This is a genomic window from Nocardioides rubriscoriae (assembly GCF_008087085.1).
In the GTDB taxonomy this organism is placed as follows: Bacteria; Actinomycetota; Actinomycetes; order Propionibacteriales; family Nocardioidaceae; genus Nocardioides; species Nocardioides rubriscoriae.
In genome coordinates this window covers 225,032-239,912 of the sequence record NZ_VIYJ01000005.1, presented here as the reverse complement: position 1 = coordinate 239,912, position 14,881 = coordinate 225,032, and the positions used below count along the sequence as shown (strand labels likewise).

The 14,881-nt window shown below is 71.3% G+C and carries 12 protein-coding genes; 3 read left to right on the top strand and 9 right to left on the bottom strand.

The window, feature by feature from the left end; all coding sequences use genetic code 11:
• Positions 1-6: 6 nt before the first annotated feature.
• Together FZC61_RS10750 and FZC61_RS10745 are read right to left on the bottom strand one after the other, a co-directional pair.
• Positions 7-864, bottom strand: a complete 858-nt coding sequence (locus FZC61_RS10750; RefSeq protein ID WP_148614165.1) for a TIGR03619 family F420-dependent LLM class oxidoreductase — start codon at positions 862-864, stop codon at positions 7-9.
• A 71-nt stretch (positions 865-935) separates the two neighbouring features.
• Positions 936-1,433, bottom strand: coding sequence for a DUF5709 domain-containing protein (locus FZC61_RS10745; RefSeq protein ID WP_148614164.1), 498 nt, complete (start codon positions 1,431-1,433; stop codon positions 936-938).
• 77 nt (positions 1,434-1,510) lie between these two features.
• Here FZC61_RS10745 and FZC61_RS10740 point away from each other — a divergent pair, with 77 nt between their 5' ends.
• Positions 1,511-1,903 (top strand): VOC family protein, encoded by a 393-nt coding sequence (locus FZC61_RS10740; RefSeq protein ID WP_148614163.1) that lies wholly within the window; start codon positions 1,511-1,513, stop codon positions 1,901-1,903.
• 107 nt (positions 1,904-2,010) lie between these two features.
• Here the strand turns inward: FZC61_RS10740 and FZC61_RS23060 are convergent, their stop codons facing one another.
• The 3 genes from FZC61_RS23060 to FZC61_RS10730 form a co-directional block, all read right to left on the bottom strand.
• Complete coding sequence (locus tag FZC61_RS23060) at positions 2,011-2,175, bottom strand: GPGG-motif small membrane protein (RefSeq protein WP_170286066.1); 165 nt, start codon at positions 2,173-2,175, stop codon at positions 2,011-2,013.
• A 162-nt stretch (positions 2,176-2,337) separates the two neighbouring features.
• Positions 2,338-4,869 carry a bifunctional FO biosynthesis protein CofGH gene (locus FZC61_RS10735; RefSeq protein WP_148614162.1) on the bottom strand — a complete coding sequence of 844 codons (2,532 nt, stop codon included), beginning with the start codon at positions 4,867-4,869 and terminating at the stop codon, positions 2,338-2,340.
• A 69-nt stretch (positions 4,870-4,938) separates the two neighbouring features.
• Positions 4,939-7,083, bottom strand: coding sequence for an MMPL family transporter (locus tag FZC61_RS10730; RefSeq protein ID WP_148614161.1), 2,145 nt, complete (start codon positions 7,081-7,083; stop codon positions 4,939-4,941).
• Positions 7,084-7,200: 117 nt separating this feature from the next.
• Between FZC61_RS10730 and FZC61_RS10725 the strand changes: the two genes are divergently transcribed.
• Positions 7,201-8,745 carry an acyl-CoA synthetase gene (locus FZC61_RS10725; RefSeq protein WP_148614160.1) on the top strand — a complete coding sequence of 515 codons (1,545 nt, stop codon included), beginning with the start codon at positions 7,201-7,203 and terminating at the stop codon, positions 8,743-8,745.
• Position 8,746: 1 nt separating this feature from the next.
• On the opposite strand, the gene FZC61_RS10720 is transcribed toward FZC61_RS10725, so the two are convergent.
• The 3 genes from FZC61_RS10720 to FZC61_RS10710 form a co-directional block, all read right to left on the bottom strand.
• Positions 8,747-9,580, bottom strand: coding sequence for a class I SAM-dependent methyltransferase (locus tag FZC61_RS10720; RefSeq protein WP_148614159.1), 834 nt, complete (start codon positions 9,578-9,580; stop codon positions 8,747-8,749).
• 82 nt (positions 9,581-9,662) lie between these two features.
• The gene (locus FZC61_RS10715) at positions 9,663-11,525 is read right to left on the bottom strand and encodes an AMP-dependent synthetase/ligase (RefSeq protein WP_148614158.1); all 1,863 of its coding nucleotides are present in this window, start codon (positions 11,523-11,525) and stop codon (positions 9,663-9,665) included.
• A gap of 330 nt (positions 11,526-11,855) precedes the next feature.
• Positions 11,856-13,004 carry an acyl-CoA dehydrogenase family protein gene (locus tag FZC61_RS10710; RefSeq protein ID WP_148614157.1) on the bottom strand — a complete coding sequence of 383 codons (1,149 nt, stop codon included), beginning with the start codon at positions 13,002-13,004 and terminating at the stop codon, positions 11,856-11,858.
• Positions 13,005-13,071: 67 nt separating this feature from the next.
• Here FZC61_RS10710 and FZC61_RS10705 point away from each other — a divergent pair, with 67 nt between their 5' ends.
• On the top strand, positions 13,072-13,791 hold the full coding sequence (locus FZC61_RS10705) for a MerR family transcriptional regulator (RefSeq protein WP_148614156.1): 720 nt from the start codon (positions 13,072-13,074) through the stop codon (positions 13,789-13,791).
• A gap of 16 nt (positions 13,792-13,807) precedes the next feature.
• On the opposite strand, the gene FZC61_RS10700 is transcribed toward FZC61_RS10705, so the two are convergent.
• The gene (locus FZC61_RS10700) at positions 13,808-14,845 is read right to left on the bottom strand and encodes an LLM class F420-dependent oxidoreductase (protein WP_148614155.1); all 1,038 of its coding nucleotides are present in this window, start codon (positions 14,843-14,845) and stop codon (positions 13,808-13,810) included.
• Positions 14,846-14,881 lie beyond the last annotated feature (36 nt).

Genomic DNA, 14,881 nt, shown 5'->3' with positions numbered 1-14,881 from the left:
CGCCGGTCAGCGCTGCGCCGGCGCCATCACGTCGTCGGCGAAGCGCCGCATGCCGTCGAGCTTCTGCTCCAGGGTCGCGTCGACGCCGCTGTAGTAGGCCCACGGCATCGTCCAGACCTCGGTGACGCCGGCGTCGCGGGCGGTCGCGAACTGTCCGGGCAGGAACGCGTCGGAGAGCGCGGTGATGATCTCAAACGGCTCGTCGGCCCGACCCGCCTCGGCGCGCAGCTCGCGCAGGCGGGCGGCGTGCCCGCAGGCCTCCTCGACGGTGTAGATGTCGCCGACCCAGCCCTCGTGGCGCACGGCGCGCCGGAACGCGACCTCCGACAGGCCGCCGACCAGGATCGGCACCTGCGACGGCGGCGAGGGGTTCATCTGCAGGCGGGGCGCGGAGTAGAACTCGCCCTCGAACTCGGTCCACCCGGGTTCCCACAGCGCCCTCATCAGCGCCAGACCCTCGTCGGTACGCCGCCCGCGGGTGCTGAAGTCGGCGCCGAGCAGGTCGAACTCGTCACGGCACCAGCCGATGCCCACGCCCAGCGACACGCGACCGCCCGACAGCACGGCCGCCGTACCGACGGACTTGGCGACCTGGAACGGGTTGCGCAGCGCGGCGACGTAGACGGAGGTGAAGAAGCGCACCCGGGTCGTGACCGCCGACAGGGCCCCGATGAGCACCCAGGGGTCGGGCCACTCGGCCTCGATGTCCCAGCGTCGTGCGCCGTCGGGCGTGTAGGGGTACGGCGTGCTCAGCTCCTCCAGGTCGACGACGTGGTCGGGCACGGAGATCGCGTGGTAGCCGAGCTCGTCGGCCGCGCGGGCCAGGGGAACGAGGTGGTCGGCCGGTTGGAAGGCGGTGACGATGGAGAAGCGTACGCACGCAGCCTAGAGCAGGGAAGTAGAACGTGTTCTCGTTCTGGCCGCGAGAGAGATCGTCAGTCGTCGAGGTCGTCGAGGTCGTCGAGGTCGTCGTCCTCGTCGAAGACGTGGTCGTCCTCGTCGACGATGTGCATGGCGGCCTCCTCGGCCGAGGCGGCCGCGCCATCGATGCCGACGTCGATGCCGATGAGGTCCTTCTCGGTGTCCTCGCCGAACCCATGGTCGGGGGCGACCAGCCGGCCGGCGCGCACCCGGCCGACCTGGCCGTCGTCGACGGCCGACTCGGACTGCTCGTCGGGGGCGGGCAGGTCGACGTCGGGCTCGGCCTCCTCCTGCGCGAGGCGCTGCTCGAAGCTCTCGCCGATCGACTCCTCGTAGGGGGTGTTGCCGAAGCCCTCGGCCGCCGACCAGCGCTCCGGCGGGGAGTAGCCGCGGTCGAGCTCGTCGACCACGTCGGTACCGCCACCGTCGCCCAGCGTGTCCTCACCGGTCAGCTGGTCGCTGTCGTCGGTGCTGTAGGTGCCGTACTCGTCGCTGCTCTCGGACTCGGTCATGGCCCCACCGTAGTAGCCGACCGCGGCCGCGCCGAGGGCCGAAGGTCGTCGACCCTGGGGTTTCCTAGGGTGGGGCCATGGGACGAGCGATCCACCATGTCGACCTGTGGGTGTCCGACGCGGCCGTGGCGGCCGACGAGTGGGGTTGGTTGCTCGGCGAGCTCGAGTGGGAGGTCGACGCGGCGGGGTCGTCGTGGTGCCACCCTGACGGCACCTACCTCTTCCTCGAGCGGTCGCCCGACCAGGTCGACGAGCCTCACGACCGGCTGCGTCCCGGGGTCAACCACCTGGCCCTGACCGTCGATGCGCGGGCCCTGCTCGATCGGCTGCGTGCGGAGTCGACGGCCCACGGCTGGCACGAGCTCTACGCCGACCGCTACCCGCACGCCGGCGGTGAGGAGCACGTGGCGCTCTACCTCGAGAGCTCCGAGGGGTTCGAGGTCGAGGTCGTGCTCGAGCCCGGCCGCTGACCGGTCCCGGCCTGCGGCCGGCCCCGGACACGCCACGAGGGCACCCCCGCTGGGAGTGCCCTCGTACGCCGTGGGTGCCGGCGCCCCTCGAGGGGCGCCGGCAGGGGTCAGACCCGGCTTCCCTTGCGGCTGTTGAAGATGCTGTAGCCGCCCGGGCCGATGGCCAGGCCGACGACGATCAGGACGATCCCGAAGAGGATCTGCCCCTGGATGAGCTGGACGACGCCGACGACGACGAGGATGACGGCAAGGATCCAAAGAAGGAAGCCCATGGGTGTTGCTCCTGACTGCTGGTGGCCCCGGTAGTGGGGGTGGGGCCGGCCCGGATCTCGGGCGACTTCCACCCTTCCGCGGTGCGGTGGGGGTCGCTTCACCCGCACTGGCGTACACCTGGGGATGGAGCGCGCCGGCCCGGGGACCCCCGCGCGTCCGGGTCAGCGGGGGGCGGGGACGCCGTAGAGCGTGGTGCGCTCGCGCACCGGGCGACCGATCCCGGCGCCGATCGCCTCGAGCTCGGCGACGGTCTTGGCGGAGCCGTGCTCGCTGCCGGCCATGCGGGAGATGGTCTCCTCCATCAGCGTGCCGCCGACGTCGTTGCAGCCGGCGGTCAGCATGGCGCGGGTGCCCTCGACGCCGAGCTTGACCCAGGAGGTCTGGATGTTGTCGATGCGACCGTGCAGCAGGATCCGCGCCATCGCGTGCACGGCGAGGTTGTCGCGCAGCGTGGGGCCGGGGCGGGCGACGCCGGCCAGGTAGATGGGGGCGCTGGTGTGCACGAACGGCAACGGCACGAACTCGGTGAAGCCACCGGTCTCGTCCTGGATCCGCGACAGCACCCGCAGGTGGCCGACCCAGTGCCGCGGGTTGTCGACGTGGCCGTACATCATCGTCGAGGTCGTGGGGATGCCGACCCGGTGAGCGGTGCTCACGATGTCGATCCACGTGCGGGCCGGCAGCTTGCCCTTGGTGAGGACCCACCGCACCTCGTCGTCGAGGATCTCGGCGGCGGTGCCGGGCAGCGAGCCGAGCCCGGCCTCGCGGGCCTTGACGAGGAAGTCCTCCACCGAGAGCCCGGTGCGGGCGGTGCCGTTGACGACCTCCATGGGCGAGAAGGCGTGCACGTGCATGTCGGGCACGCGCTGCTTGACCGCGCCGACGAGCTCGAAGTAGGCGTCGGCGGGCAGCTCGGGGTCGATCCCGCCCTGCATGCAGACCTCGGTGGCGCCGAGGTCCCAGGCCTCCGCGGCCCGGTCGGCGACCTCGTCGAGGGACAGGGTGTAGGCGTCGGCGTCGGTACGCCGCTGGGCGAACGCGCAGAACCGGCAGCCGACGTAGCAGACGTTGGTGAAGTTGATGTTGCGGTTGACGACGTAGGTCACGTCGTCGCCGACGACCTCGCGGCGCAGCGCGTCGGCCAGGGCTGTGACCTGGTCGAGCAGCGCCCCCTCGGCGGTCATCAGGGTCAGCGCGTGCTCGTCGGACAGGTGGCCCGGGTCGGCCTCGGCGGCGGCCAGGGCGTCGCGCCCCTCGGCGTGGAGCACCGACGGCGCGCCGTCGAGCAGGGACGTGCCGGCCGCGGCGTCCTTGACCTGGCCCCAGTCGCCGTAGACGTCGTCGAAGTCCGAGCGCCGGTCGTCGGTGCGGCCCCCGTCGGGTCCGTCGGCGTCGATGGCCGCGTGCAGGTCGGTGCGCCCGACGGACTCGAACCCGCCGTCGGGCTCCTGCCACGGCCGGCCCACCGGTCGTACGCCGGGCACGGCCAGGCCCTCGTCGGTGGCGAGGGCCGCGACGTGGCCCGAGACGCGCGGGTCGAGCCACGGCTCGCCGGCGCGCACGTACTCGGGGTGCACGGTGAGCCGGGCCTGCAGGTCGAAGCCGCACTCGGCCGTGATCGACCGGAGCCGCTCGAGGCTGGGCCAGGGGCGCTCGGGGTTGACGTGGTCGGGGGTGAGTGGGGAGACCCCGCCCCAGTCGTCGACGCCGGCACCGAGCAGCGCCCGGCACTCGGCGAGGTCGACGAGGTTGGGCGGGGCCTGCAGGCGCGCCTTGGGGCCGAGGACCAGGCGGGTCACGGCGATCGCGGCGCGGAAGTCGTCGAGGTCGAGGTCGTCGGTGTGGCGCATCGCGGTGTCGGGCTTGGCCCGGAAGTTCTGGACGATCACCTCCTGCACGGAGCCGAACTGGGTGGAGACCTTGCGCAGGGCGAAGATCGTCTCGGCCCGCTCGACCAGCGTCTCGCCGATGCCGACCAGCAGCCCGGTGGTGAAGGGGATCGACAGGCGCCCGGCGTCCTCGAGGACGCGCAGCCGCACGGCGGGGTCCTTGTCGGGGGAGCCGAAGTGGGCCTCGCCCCTGGTCTCGTGGAGCCGACGCGAGGTGGTCTCGAGCATCATGCCCATCGACGGGCTGACCGGCTTGAGGCGGTTCATCTCCTCCCACGACATGACGCCGGGGTTGAGGTGGGGCAGCAGGCCGGTCTCCTCGAGCACCCGCACCGCCATGGCCCGCACGTAGGCGAGCGTGGAGTCGTAGCCCTGCGAGTCGAGCCACTCGCGGGCCTCGGGCCAGCGGTCCTCGGGCCGGTCGCCCAGGGTGAACAGGGCCTCGAGGCAGCCCAGCGCCGCGCCCTGCGAGGCGATCTCGAGGATCTCGTCGGGCGACAGGAACGGCTCGCGGCCCTCGCGGGCGGCGTGGCCCGGGGTCTCGACGAAGGTGCAGTAGTGGCAGCGGTCGCGACACAGCTTGGTGACCGGGATGAAGACCTTGGGGGAGTAGGTCACCACGCCTGGACGCCCCGCGGCGACCAGGCCCGCGTCGCGGACCCGGGCCGCGGCGGCGGTCAGCCGGTCGAGGTCGTCGCCGGTGGCGGCCAGCAGGACGGTCGCCTCCGCCACGTCGAGGGCAGCACCGCGCTCGGCCCGCGCGAGCGCGCGGCGTACCTGCTGCGGGGTCGGCGTGTCATTCATCACGAGAACGGTAAGCGCATGTCGCCCGGCGGTGTTCCCCGGCCCACGTGCTGATCGACCGTCGCCGGGTCAGACCCCGGCGGACTGCGGGGTGGGCCGACCCTCGCCGGAGGGCTCGTCGAGCGCGCGGTCGAGGTCGTCGCGGGTCAGCGGCCGGTCGTCGGGGTCGAGGCGGCTCGGCCACCAGATCTTGGCGCCCAGGTCGAGGTTGAGGGCCGTGACGAGGATCGAGCGCACGATCATCGTGTCGAGCAGCACCCCGAGCGCGACCGCGATGCCGATCTGCAGGGCGAAGACCAACGGGAGGGTGCCGAGGGCGGCGAACGTCGCTGCGAGCACCAGGCCGGCCGAGGTGATCACCCCGCCGGTCGCGGACAGCGCGATCAGCGAGCCCTTGCGGGTGCCGTGCTTGGCCGACTCCTCCCGCACGCGGGTCATCAGGAAGATGTTGTAGTCGATCCCGAGTGCCACCAGGAACACGAAGGCGAACAACGGGAACGCCGCATCGGTGGCCTCGTAGCCCAGGACCTGCGTGAAGATCAGCGACGAGAGCCCGAGGGCCGCTCCGAAGGACAGGACCACCGTGCCGATGAGCAGCAGGGGCGCGGCCAGTGAGCGCAGCAGCACCATGAGCACGAGCAGCACGACCAGCAGCACCACGGGGGTCACGACGAAGTTGTCGCGCGCGGAGGCGTCGGCGATGTCGAGGCCCACCGCGGAGTTGCCACCGACGAGCACCTCGTCGCCCGGGACGTCGTCAACGGCCGTGCGGACCTTCTTGACGATGTCGAAGGCGGCCTGCGCGTAGGGGTCGCCGTTGATCGAGGCGGCCAGCAGCACCCGGCCGTCGGCCTCCCCGGCGGGGGCGACGCCCGTGACGCCGTCGACGGCGCCGACAGCAGCCGTCACGGCCTCCGCCTGGTCGGCTCGGGCGACGACCAGCAGCGGGTTGGAGTTGTCGCTCAGGCCGTGGTCGACCGCGACCTGATCGCCGACCAGGGACTCGACCTCGTCGGACCCGACGAACGACTCCTCGCCGGACAGGCCGCGGTTGTCGAGGGTGAACAGGCCCAGGCACGCCACCAGGAGCAGCCCCGCGGTGCCCACCCACACCAGTCGCGGGCGAGGGGCGATGGCCGAGCCGACCCGGGCCCAGACGCCGGTCGTGGTCGGCTCGTGGGAGCCTTCCAGGGGACGCTTGGGCCAGAAGATCCAGCGCCCGAAGATCACCAGCAGCGCCGGCAGGGTCGTGACCATCACCAGCAGGGTCACGACGACCCCGACGGCGAGGACGGGCCCGAGACCCGCGGTCGAGTTCATCTCGGCCAGGGTCAGGCACAACAGCCCCAGGGCCACGGTGGCCGCGCTGGCGATGATGGCCGGAGCAGCCCGGTGCAGGGCCACGGCCATGGCCTCGTGACGGTCGGCGTGCCGGCGCAGTTCCTCGCGATAGCGCGCGACGAGGAGCAGTGCGTAGTCGGTGCCCGCCCCCACCACGAGCACCGTGAGGATGAACGCGCTCTGCCCGTTGACGGTCAGCCCGGCCTCCTTGGCGAGGAAGTAGACGACCGCGTTGGAGACGGCCAGCGCGACCATGGAGGAGAAGATCGGCAGGACCCACATGATCGGGCTGCGGTAGGTGACCAGCAGGATCAGGATGACGATGCCGAGGGTGATCAGGAGCAGGTTGACGTCGGAGCCACTGAACACCTCGGCCTGGTCGGCGACCAGGCCGCCGAAGCCGGCGACGTAGACGTCGTCCTGCGGACCCGACTCGGCGATCTCACGGATCCGGTCGGCAGCCTTGGGCATCTCGAGGAAGGTGTCGCCGCCGTAGCTGACGGTCACCTCGATCACCGCCGCCTGGCGGTCATCGGAGAGGCGGGGCGGGTCGACCTGACCGATCACGCCCTTGATGGTGGCGATCTGCGTCGCCTGCTCCTGCAGGGCGGTGACGTCGGCCTCGTCGAAGCCGGCGGGCTTCTCGTAGACCACGGCCGTGGTGATCGCCTCGGGGTCACCGAAGTCGGCGAGCAGCTCGTAGGCGCGGGTCGACTCGGCGTTGCCCGGCAGCCAGGAAGTCGAGTCGTTGTCCTGGACGTCGGCGAGCTTCTCGAAGTAGGGCGCGCACGTCGCCATGGCGACCAGCGAGACCACGAGGACAACCCACTTGGTGACACGGCCGGTCAGCCGGCCGGCGATCTGACGGTGCATGGTCACGACCCTCTCAGGTACGGGGGACACTCGGCATCAGGGATTTCCCGGACGGACCGGGGTCCGGGGACGAATTCATCTCTGGTCCACCGACGGGCGGGCTGACAGAGTCGTGACATGTACCCCGGTACCTGGGCCCAGACCCACCCCGACAAGCCCGCGCTGGTGATGGCCGGCTCCGGACGCACCCTGACCTACACCGAGCTCGACGACCGCAGCCTGCGCCTGGCCAACCGGCTGCGCGCCGCCGGGCTGCGGCAGGGCGACGTCGTGGCGATGGTCAGCGACAACACCCCCGAGACCTACGAGGTCTACTGGGCCGCGCTGCGCTCGGGTCTCTACATCACCGCCGTCAACCACCACCTCAGCGCCGACGAGGTGTCCTACATCGTGCGCGACTGCGGGGCCAAGGCCCTCGTGGTGTCGGCCGCCAAGTCCGACCTCGTCGCCGCCCTCGACGTCGACGTCGCCGAGAGGCTGGCCTACGGCGGCCGGCTCGACGGGTACGGCGACTACGAGGCCGCGCTGGCCGGCGCGGGCAACGACCCGCTGCCGGCGCAGCCCCACGGCGACGACCTGCTCTACTCCTCCGGCACGACCGGTCGCCCCAAGGGCATCAAGCTGCCCCTGCCCGACTACGCGGTCGACGAGCCCGGCTACAAGTACGTCGCCATCTTCGGCGGTCTCTACGGCTTCGACACCTCGACGGTCTACCTGTCGCCGGCGCCGGTCTACCACGCGGCGCCGCTGCGCTTCGGCGGCGTGATCCACGCCCTCGGCGGCACCCTGGTGATGATGGAGAGGTTCGAGCCCGAGGCCTTCCTGGCCGCGGTCCAGGAGCACCGCGTCACCCACACCCAGATGGTCCCGACGATGTTCGTGCGGCTGCTCAAGCTCGACGAGTCGGTGCGGGCGTCGTACGACGTGTCGTCGCTGCTCTGCGTCGTGCACGCGGCCGCGCCGTGCCCGGTCGAGGTCAAGCACCGCATGATCGAGTGGCTGGGCCCGATCATCAACGAGTACTACGCCTCCACCGAGGCCAACGGCGGCACCATGATCGACAGCGCCCAGTGGCTGGCCCACCCCGGCTCGGTCGGGGTGCCGCTGATCGGCAGGCCCCGCATCTGCGGCGAGGACGGCGCCGAGGTGCCCGTCGGGTCGGTCGGCACGATCTACTTCGAGCGCGAGGAGTTCGAGGGCGCCTCGTTCGAGTACCACAACGACCCGGAGAAGACCGCGTCCACCCAGCACCCCCAGCACCCCAACTGGACCACGGTCGGCGACCTCGGCTACCTCGATGACGACGGCTACCTCTACCTCACCGACCGCCAGGCCTTCATGATCATCAGCGGCGGCGTCAACATCTACCCGCAGGAGGTCGAGGACCTCTTCTCGCTGCACCCCGCCGTCCTCGACATCGCCGTGCTGGGCGTGCCCGACGACGAGATGGGGGAGCGGGTCGTCGCGTTCGTCCAGCCCACGCCCGGGGTCGAGCCCGACGAGGCGCTGGCCGCCGAGCTGACGGCCTACGCGCGCGACCGCATCGCGCACTTCAAGGTGCCGCGCGAGATCTACTTCCGCGACGAGCTGCCTCGCACCCCGACCGGCAAGATGGTCAAGGGCCGCCTGCGTGACGAGTACGCCGCACAGGTCGGCTCCTGACTCAGCCCTTGACCGCCTGCAGCGTGTAGGTGAACGGCACCCGCCACGGCCGGTCCCGCAGCCGGAACTCACCCTCGTGCCCGGCGGGCTCGCAGTAGTCGCCCAGGGGGTTCCACGGGGCGCTGTCGTGCTCCTCCAACGAGGTGACCTGCAGGCCGGCGGCGGTGAGCGCGGTGAAGATCTGGCCCAAGCCGTGGTTCCACTCATGGGTGACGGTGTGCTCGAACTCGTGGTCGGTCTCGACGTAGGTGCCGGGCTCGTCCCACACCGTCGGCTCGGCGCGCTCGACGTAGGGGTGCTCCACGGTCACCAGGCCGTCGGGGCGCGGGTCGCCGAGGGCCCACAGCATCGGGTGCCCCTCGCGCAGGAACAGCCGGCCGCCGGGTGCGAGCAGCCGGGCGACCACGTCGGCCCACCGCGCCACCGACGGGATCCAGCACAGTGCGCCGATCCCGGTGAAGACCAGGTCGAAGGCGCCCTCGGGCAGCACATCGGCGGCGGCGTAGACGTCGGACTCGACGAACTCGACATCGGCCCCGCACGCGGCGGCCAGCTCGCGCGCCTGCGCCACCGACGCCGCGCTGAAGTCGAGGCCCGTCATCCGCGCGCCCAAGCGCGCCAACGAGACGGTGTCGGTGCCGATGTGGCACTGCAGGTGCACGCCGCGCAGGCCCGCGACGCTGCCCAGGCGAGGCAGGTCGAAGCGCACCACGTCGGAGAGGTACGCCGGGTCCTCACGGAACCGGTCGAGGGCGTAGTCGGGGGACGCCGCGTGCGCGGGCGCGCGCTCGTCCCACTGGGCCCGGTTGAACCGCAGGTAGTCGCTGTCGCTCACGTCGACGACGCTAGCGGCCCGACCCCTCGATAGTCGTGGACGTTTCGCACGCGTGCAGAAGGTCCACGACTATCGGTGGTGGTCAGCCGTAGAGCCGGTCGAGGACGTCGGAGTACTTGGTGTTGACGACCCGCCGCTTGAGTTTGAGCGTGGGCGTCAGCTCCTCGGACTCGGCCGTCCACTCGGTCGGCAGCAGCTCGAACGCCTTGACCTGCTCGGGCCGTGACAGTCGCTCGTTGGCGGCGTCGACGGCGGCCTGGGCCATTGCCAGGATCTGCGGGTGCTGGGCCAGCTCGGCGAGGTCGCCGAACTCGATGCCCATCGAGGTCGCGATCACCGGGGCGACCTCGCCGTCGAGGGTCAGGATCGCCACGACGTAGGGGCGCCCGTCGCCGACGGCCATGGCGTGGCCGATGATCGGGGACTCCTTGAGGTAGTTCTCGATGTTGGACGGCGCGATGTTCTTGCCCGCGGAGGTGATGATCAGCTCCTTCTTGCGGTCGACGACGGCGAAGAAGCCGTCGCCGTCGAGGGTGCCGATGTCGCCGGTGTGGACCCAGCCGTCCTTGTCGATGAGCGCGGCGGTGGCCTCGGGCTGGCGGTGGTAGCCGGGGGTGACGACCGGTCCGCGCACGAGGATCTCGCCGTCGTCGGCGAGCTTGACCTCCATGCCCGGCGTCGGCCGCCCGACGGTGCCGAGCCGGAAGGCGGCCGGGCCGTTGGCGGTGATGGCGCCGCAGGTCTCGGTCATGCCGTAGACGTCGAAGACCTTGAGCCCGAGCCCGGCCATGAACCGGGCGACCTCGATCGGCATGGGCGCCGCGGCCGAGCCGGCCCAGGTGACCTGGTCGAGGCCGAGGAGCAGCTTGAGGAAGCCGAGGATGGCGGCCTCCGCGTCGGCGTACGCCTGCTCGATCTCGGGGGTCATCACCCCACCGACCTCCTGGGCCGAGACCCACGCGAGACCGGCGGCCATGGCGTCCTCGACCATCGTCCGGTTGGCCGGGTCGGGATCGGCGGCGAGCTTGGCGGAGATGCCGGTCTTGATCTTCTCCCAGACCCGCGGCACCCCGAAGAACGCCGTGGGGTGCACCTCGCCGAGGGTCGCGAGCAGCTGCGACGGGTCGCCGATCGCGTGCATGTGGCTGCCCTGGATCTGCGGGCCGTACAGGCCGAGCACCCGCTCGGCGATGTGGGCCAGCGGGAGGTAGCTGACGCCGACCTGCGGCTCGTGCAGCCCGGCCGCCTCGAGCGTGGACTGGGCCTCGTAGAGGACGTTGAAGTGGGTCAGCACCACGCCCTTGGGGTTGCCGGTGGTGCCCGACGTGTAGAGGATCGTGGCCGGCGAGTCGGGCGTCAGCTCGCCTGCCCGTGCCGCGACCTCGGCCTCGTGCGCGGCGCGGTACGCCGACCCTGCCGCCACGAAGTCGGCCCAGGTCGTGAAGCGCGCGTCGCCCGCGGGTGCGGCGGCGTCGAGCAGCACGACCGTGGTGACGCTCGGGGTCTGGCCCAGGGCCTTCTCCCAGCGCGCGAGGTGGTCGGCGGTCTCGAGGAACGCCACCTTGGGCTGCGCCTCACCGGCGACGTAGGCGACCTGCTCGGCCGACAGCGTGTTGTAGATCGACATCGGCGTGGCGGCGGCGTGCACGGCCCCGATGTCGGCGACGAAGTGCTCGATGCGGTTGGACATCATGATCGCGACGGTGTCGCCCGGCAGCACCCCGCGCTCGAGGAGCGCGCCGGTCAGGTCGAGCGCCAGGTCGCGGGTCTGCGCCCAGGTCAGCGTGCGCCACGACTCGCCCTCGGGCACGTGGTGCTTGTCGGAGTACGCCGGGTGGTCGCCCGCGGACGCCACCGTGTCGGCCAGGGCGGCCGGCAGGGTGCGCCCGCCGACCAGGTCCTGGACCCGGGCTCGTTCGGACAGGACGTGGGCGTTGTCGGGCATGTCTCTCCTGGGGTGGGGCAGGGGCGGACGTGAAGTGGCCGAGGTCACACAGTCTGGCCAACGCGCGACCACGACGAAAGGTTTCCGGTCGTCCGCCGAGCCGTCGGCGCGCAAGCGCGAGCGGGTGCGGGTGGCGAGGACTCGGGGCGAGGGCTCGGGGCGAGGACTCGAGTGGCACAGGCGCCCGGGCCCCACACAGGGGCGAGCACAGGGCGCACGGAGCAGTCCAGCGGACCCCCGATCCGGACCACCCGCGCGACCGGGCCGGCGGCAGCGCTACCAGGTGGTGCGGGTGGGCGGATCGAGGGAGCTGGAGCTGCGACCAGACAGCTACACGCCGAGCATGCGGCCGATGATCTCCTTCATGATCTCGGTCGTGCCGCCGTAGATGGTCTGGATGCGCGAGTCGACGTAGGCCTTGGAGATCGGGTACTCCGACATGTAGCCGTAGCCGCCGTGCAGCTGGACGCCCTGGTCGACGAACTTCTTCTGCAGCTCGGTGGTCCACCACTTGGCCATCGAGGCCAGGCTGGGGTCGACCTCGCCCTTGTTGAGCTTCATGATGCAGTCGTTGACGAACAGCCGGGCGATGTAGACCTCGGTGGCCATCTCGGCGAGCATGAAGCGGTTGTGCTGGAAGCTGCCGATCGGCTTGCCGAAGGCCTGACGCTCCTTGGCGTAGTCGAGGCACAGGGCCATGACGTGCTCCATGGCGGCGACCGCGATCGCGGCGATCGAGATGCGCTCCTGGGGGAGGTTCTGCATCAGGTAGATGAAGCCCTGGCCCTCCTCGCCGAGGAGGTTCTCCTTGGGCACCATGACGTTGTCGAAGAACAGCTCGGCGGTGTCCTGGGCCTTCATGCCCATCTTGTCGAGGTTGCGGCCGCGCTCGAAGCCGGCCATGCCGCGCTCGACGACGACCAGGCTGATGCCCTGGTGGCCGGCGTCGGGGTCGGTGCGGCACACGACGATGACCAGGTCGCTCATGATGCCGTTGGAGATGAAGGTCTTCGACCCGTTGAGGACGTAGTGGTCGCCCTTGTCGATCGCGCTGGTGCGGATGCCCTGCAGGTCGGAGCCGGCGCCGGGCTCGGTCATCGCGATGGAGCTGATGAGCTCGCCGCTGACCAGGCCGGGCAGCCAGCGCTGCTTCTGCTCGGGCGTGCCGAGGCTGCTGATGTAGGGGACGATGATGTCGGTGTGGACCGGGAAGCCGAGTCCGCTCGCCCCGACCTTGCTGATCTCCTCGGCGACCACCGCGTTGTAGCGGAAGTCGTGGATGCCGGCGCCGCCGTACTCCTCGTCGGCGTCGAAGCAGAGCAGCCCCATCTCGCCGGCCTTGCGCCAGACCTCGCGGCTGACCTGACCGTCCTTCTCCCACTGGTCGTGGTGGGGGACGACCTCCTTCTCGAGGAAGGCGCGCACGGTGGCACGGAAGTCCTCGTGCTCCTGCTCGTAGATCGACGGGGTCTCGGGCATCGTTGTCCTCCAGGAGTCGCCAGTGCTGGTGTGCCAATTCTGGTGTGACAGTACTACTGTCATCCTCATGAGCGTAGCCCCCGGTCAGGACCAGCTGACGATCGACGAGCTGGCCGCGGCCGTCGGTACGACGGTGCGCACCACGCGCTACTACGCGAGCCTGGGCCTCGTCCCGCCGCCCGAGCGGATCGGCCGCGTCGCCTACTACGGCCCCGTGCACCTCGCGCGCCTCGAGCTGGTCCGGGCGCTGCAGGACCACGGCTTCACGCTGCAGGCCGCCGAGCGCGTGCTCGGCTCGATCCCGGCCGACGCGAGCGTCGAGGAGCTCGCCCTGCAACGCGCGATGCTCACCTCGTGGACCTCCGAGCCGCCCGAGGTGCTCTCCCGCGCCGCGCTGGAGGAGAAGGCCGGGCGCCGGCTCTCCGACTCCGACCTCGAGCTGCTCACCAGCCTCGGCTCGATCGAGCAGACCGACGACGGCTGGCGGGTGATGCCCTACCTCTCGGTCGGGCTGGGCCTGCTCGACGTCGACGTGCCCCGCGAGAGCCTCGGGCTCGCCGAGGCGGCCATCCGGCGCCACATGGAGGCCCTCGCCGACGAGCTGACCACGATCCTGCACGAGCAGGTCCTCGAGCCCTACCGCCGCCAGTCGACCTCGCCCGAGGACGCCCGCCGCCTCGAGGAGACCGTCTCGACGCTGCGCCGGCTGACCCTCGAGGCCGTCGTCCACGGCTTCCAGCGTGCCGCCAACGCCGTCATCACCCGGTCACTCACGTCCCAGGAGTGACCCGGCGTCGCGCGCCTCAGCCGACGATCTCCTTCAGCTCGGCCAGGGTGGCGGCGGGGTCGGCGGAGGCGGGCATCACGTTGAGGTGGGTGATGCCGGCCTCGCGGAAGGCCTCGACCCGCTCCGCGACGTACGACCGGGGGCCGACCAGGTTGGCGGCCTCGAGCCACTCGAGCGGGACCAGCGCCTCAGCCTCCTTCTTCTTGCCGCTGAGGTAGAGGTCCTGGATCTCGGTGGCCTCCTTCTCGTAGCCGTACTGGCAGGCGAGGTCGTTGTAGAAGTTCTTGCCCTTGGCGCCCATACCGCCGACGTAGAGGGCGAACAGCGGGCGCGCGAAGTCGAGCATCGCCTTGGTCTCCTCGCCCTCGCCGATCGCGAGCATGCCGCCACCGGTCATCTGCAGGGGACCGAGGTCGGCCGAGCGCTTGGCCTTGCCGGCGGCCAGCGGCGCGCCCCAGGTCTCGGCGACCTTCTCGGGGTAGACCAGGTGGGGCAGCCAGCCGTCGGCGATCTCGGCGGTCATCTCGACGTTCTTGTCGCCGAGCGCGGCCACCCAGATCGGTACGTCGGCCCGCTCGGGCTTGGTGAGCAGCTTGAGGGCCTTGCCCAGCCCGGTGCCCTGGTCGGCCGGCAGCGGCAGGGTGATGTCGCGGCCCTGGTGCTCGAGGGGCTCGCGGCGCAGGCCCTGGCGCACCACCTCGATGACCTCGCGGGTGCGACCCAGCGGCCGCCGGTAGGGCACGCCGTGGAAGCCCTCGATGACCTGCGGCCCGGACGCGCCCAGGCCGAGGACGGCGCGGCCGGCCGAGACGTTGTCGAGGCCCGCGGCGGTCTGCAGCAGCGCCCCGGGGGTGCGCGAGAAGACGTTGAGGATGCCGGCGCCGATCTCGACCCGCTCGGTCTTGGCGGCCAGATAGCCCATCAGCGTGGGGGAGTCGAAGCCGTAGGCCTCGGCGACCCACACCAGGTCGAGGCCGGCCCGCTCGAGGTCGACGACCTGGTCGGCGGCGGCTCGCGGGTTGCCGTCGTACATCAGCATCGTGGACAGCTTCATGGGGGCTCCTGCGGTGGTCTCGACGTCACTGTGACA

What these genes read in the sequence shown, in the direction of transcription:
- FZC61_RS10745 (WP_148614164.1), bottom strand. Translation starts at nt 1,433, where the DNA reads ATGACCGAGTCCGAGAGCAGCGACGAGTACGGCACCTACAGCACCGAC.
- FZC61_RS10740 (WP_148614163.1), top strand. Translation starts at nt 1,511, where the DNA reads ATGGGACGAGCGATCCACCATGTCGACCTGTGGGTGTCCGACGCGGCC.
- FZC61_RS23060 (WP_170286066.1), bottom strand. Translation starts at nt 2,175, where the DNA reads ATGGGCTTCCTTCTTTGGATCCTTGCCGTCATCCTCGTCGTCGTCGGC.
- FZC61_RS10735 (WP_148614162.1), bottom strand. Translation starts at nt 4,869, where the DNA reads ATGAATGACACGCCGACCCCGCAGCAGGTACGCCGCGCGCTCGCGCGG.
- FZC61_RS10730 (WP_148614161.1), bottom strand. Translation starts at nt 7,083, where the DNA reads ATGCACCGTCAGATCGCCGGCCGGCTGACCGGCCGTGTCACCAAGTGG.
- FZC61_RS10725 (WP_148614160.1), top strand. Translation starts at nt 7,201, where the DNA reads ATGTACCCCGGTACCTGGGCCCAGACCCACCCCGACAAGCCCGCGCTG.
- FZC61_RS10715 (WP_148614158.1), bottom strand. Translation starts at nt 11,525, where the DNA reads ATGCCCGACAACGCCCACGTCCTGTCCGAACGAGCCCGGGTCCAGGAC.
- FZC61_RS10710 (WP_148614157.1), bottom strand. Translation starts at nt 13,004, where the DNA reads ATGCCCGAGACCCCGTCGATCTACGAGCAGGAGCACGAGGACTTCCGT.
- FZC61_RS10705 (WP_148614156.1), top strand. Translation starts at nt 13,072, where the DNA reads ATGAGCGTAGCCCCCGGTCAGGACCAGCTGACGATCGACGAGCTGGCC.
- FZC61_RS10700 (WP_148614155.1), bottom strand. Translation starts at nt 14,845, where the DNA reads ATGAAGCTGTCCACGATGCTGATGTACGACGGCAACCCGCGAGCCGCC.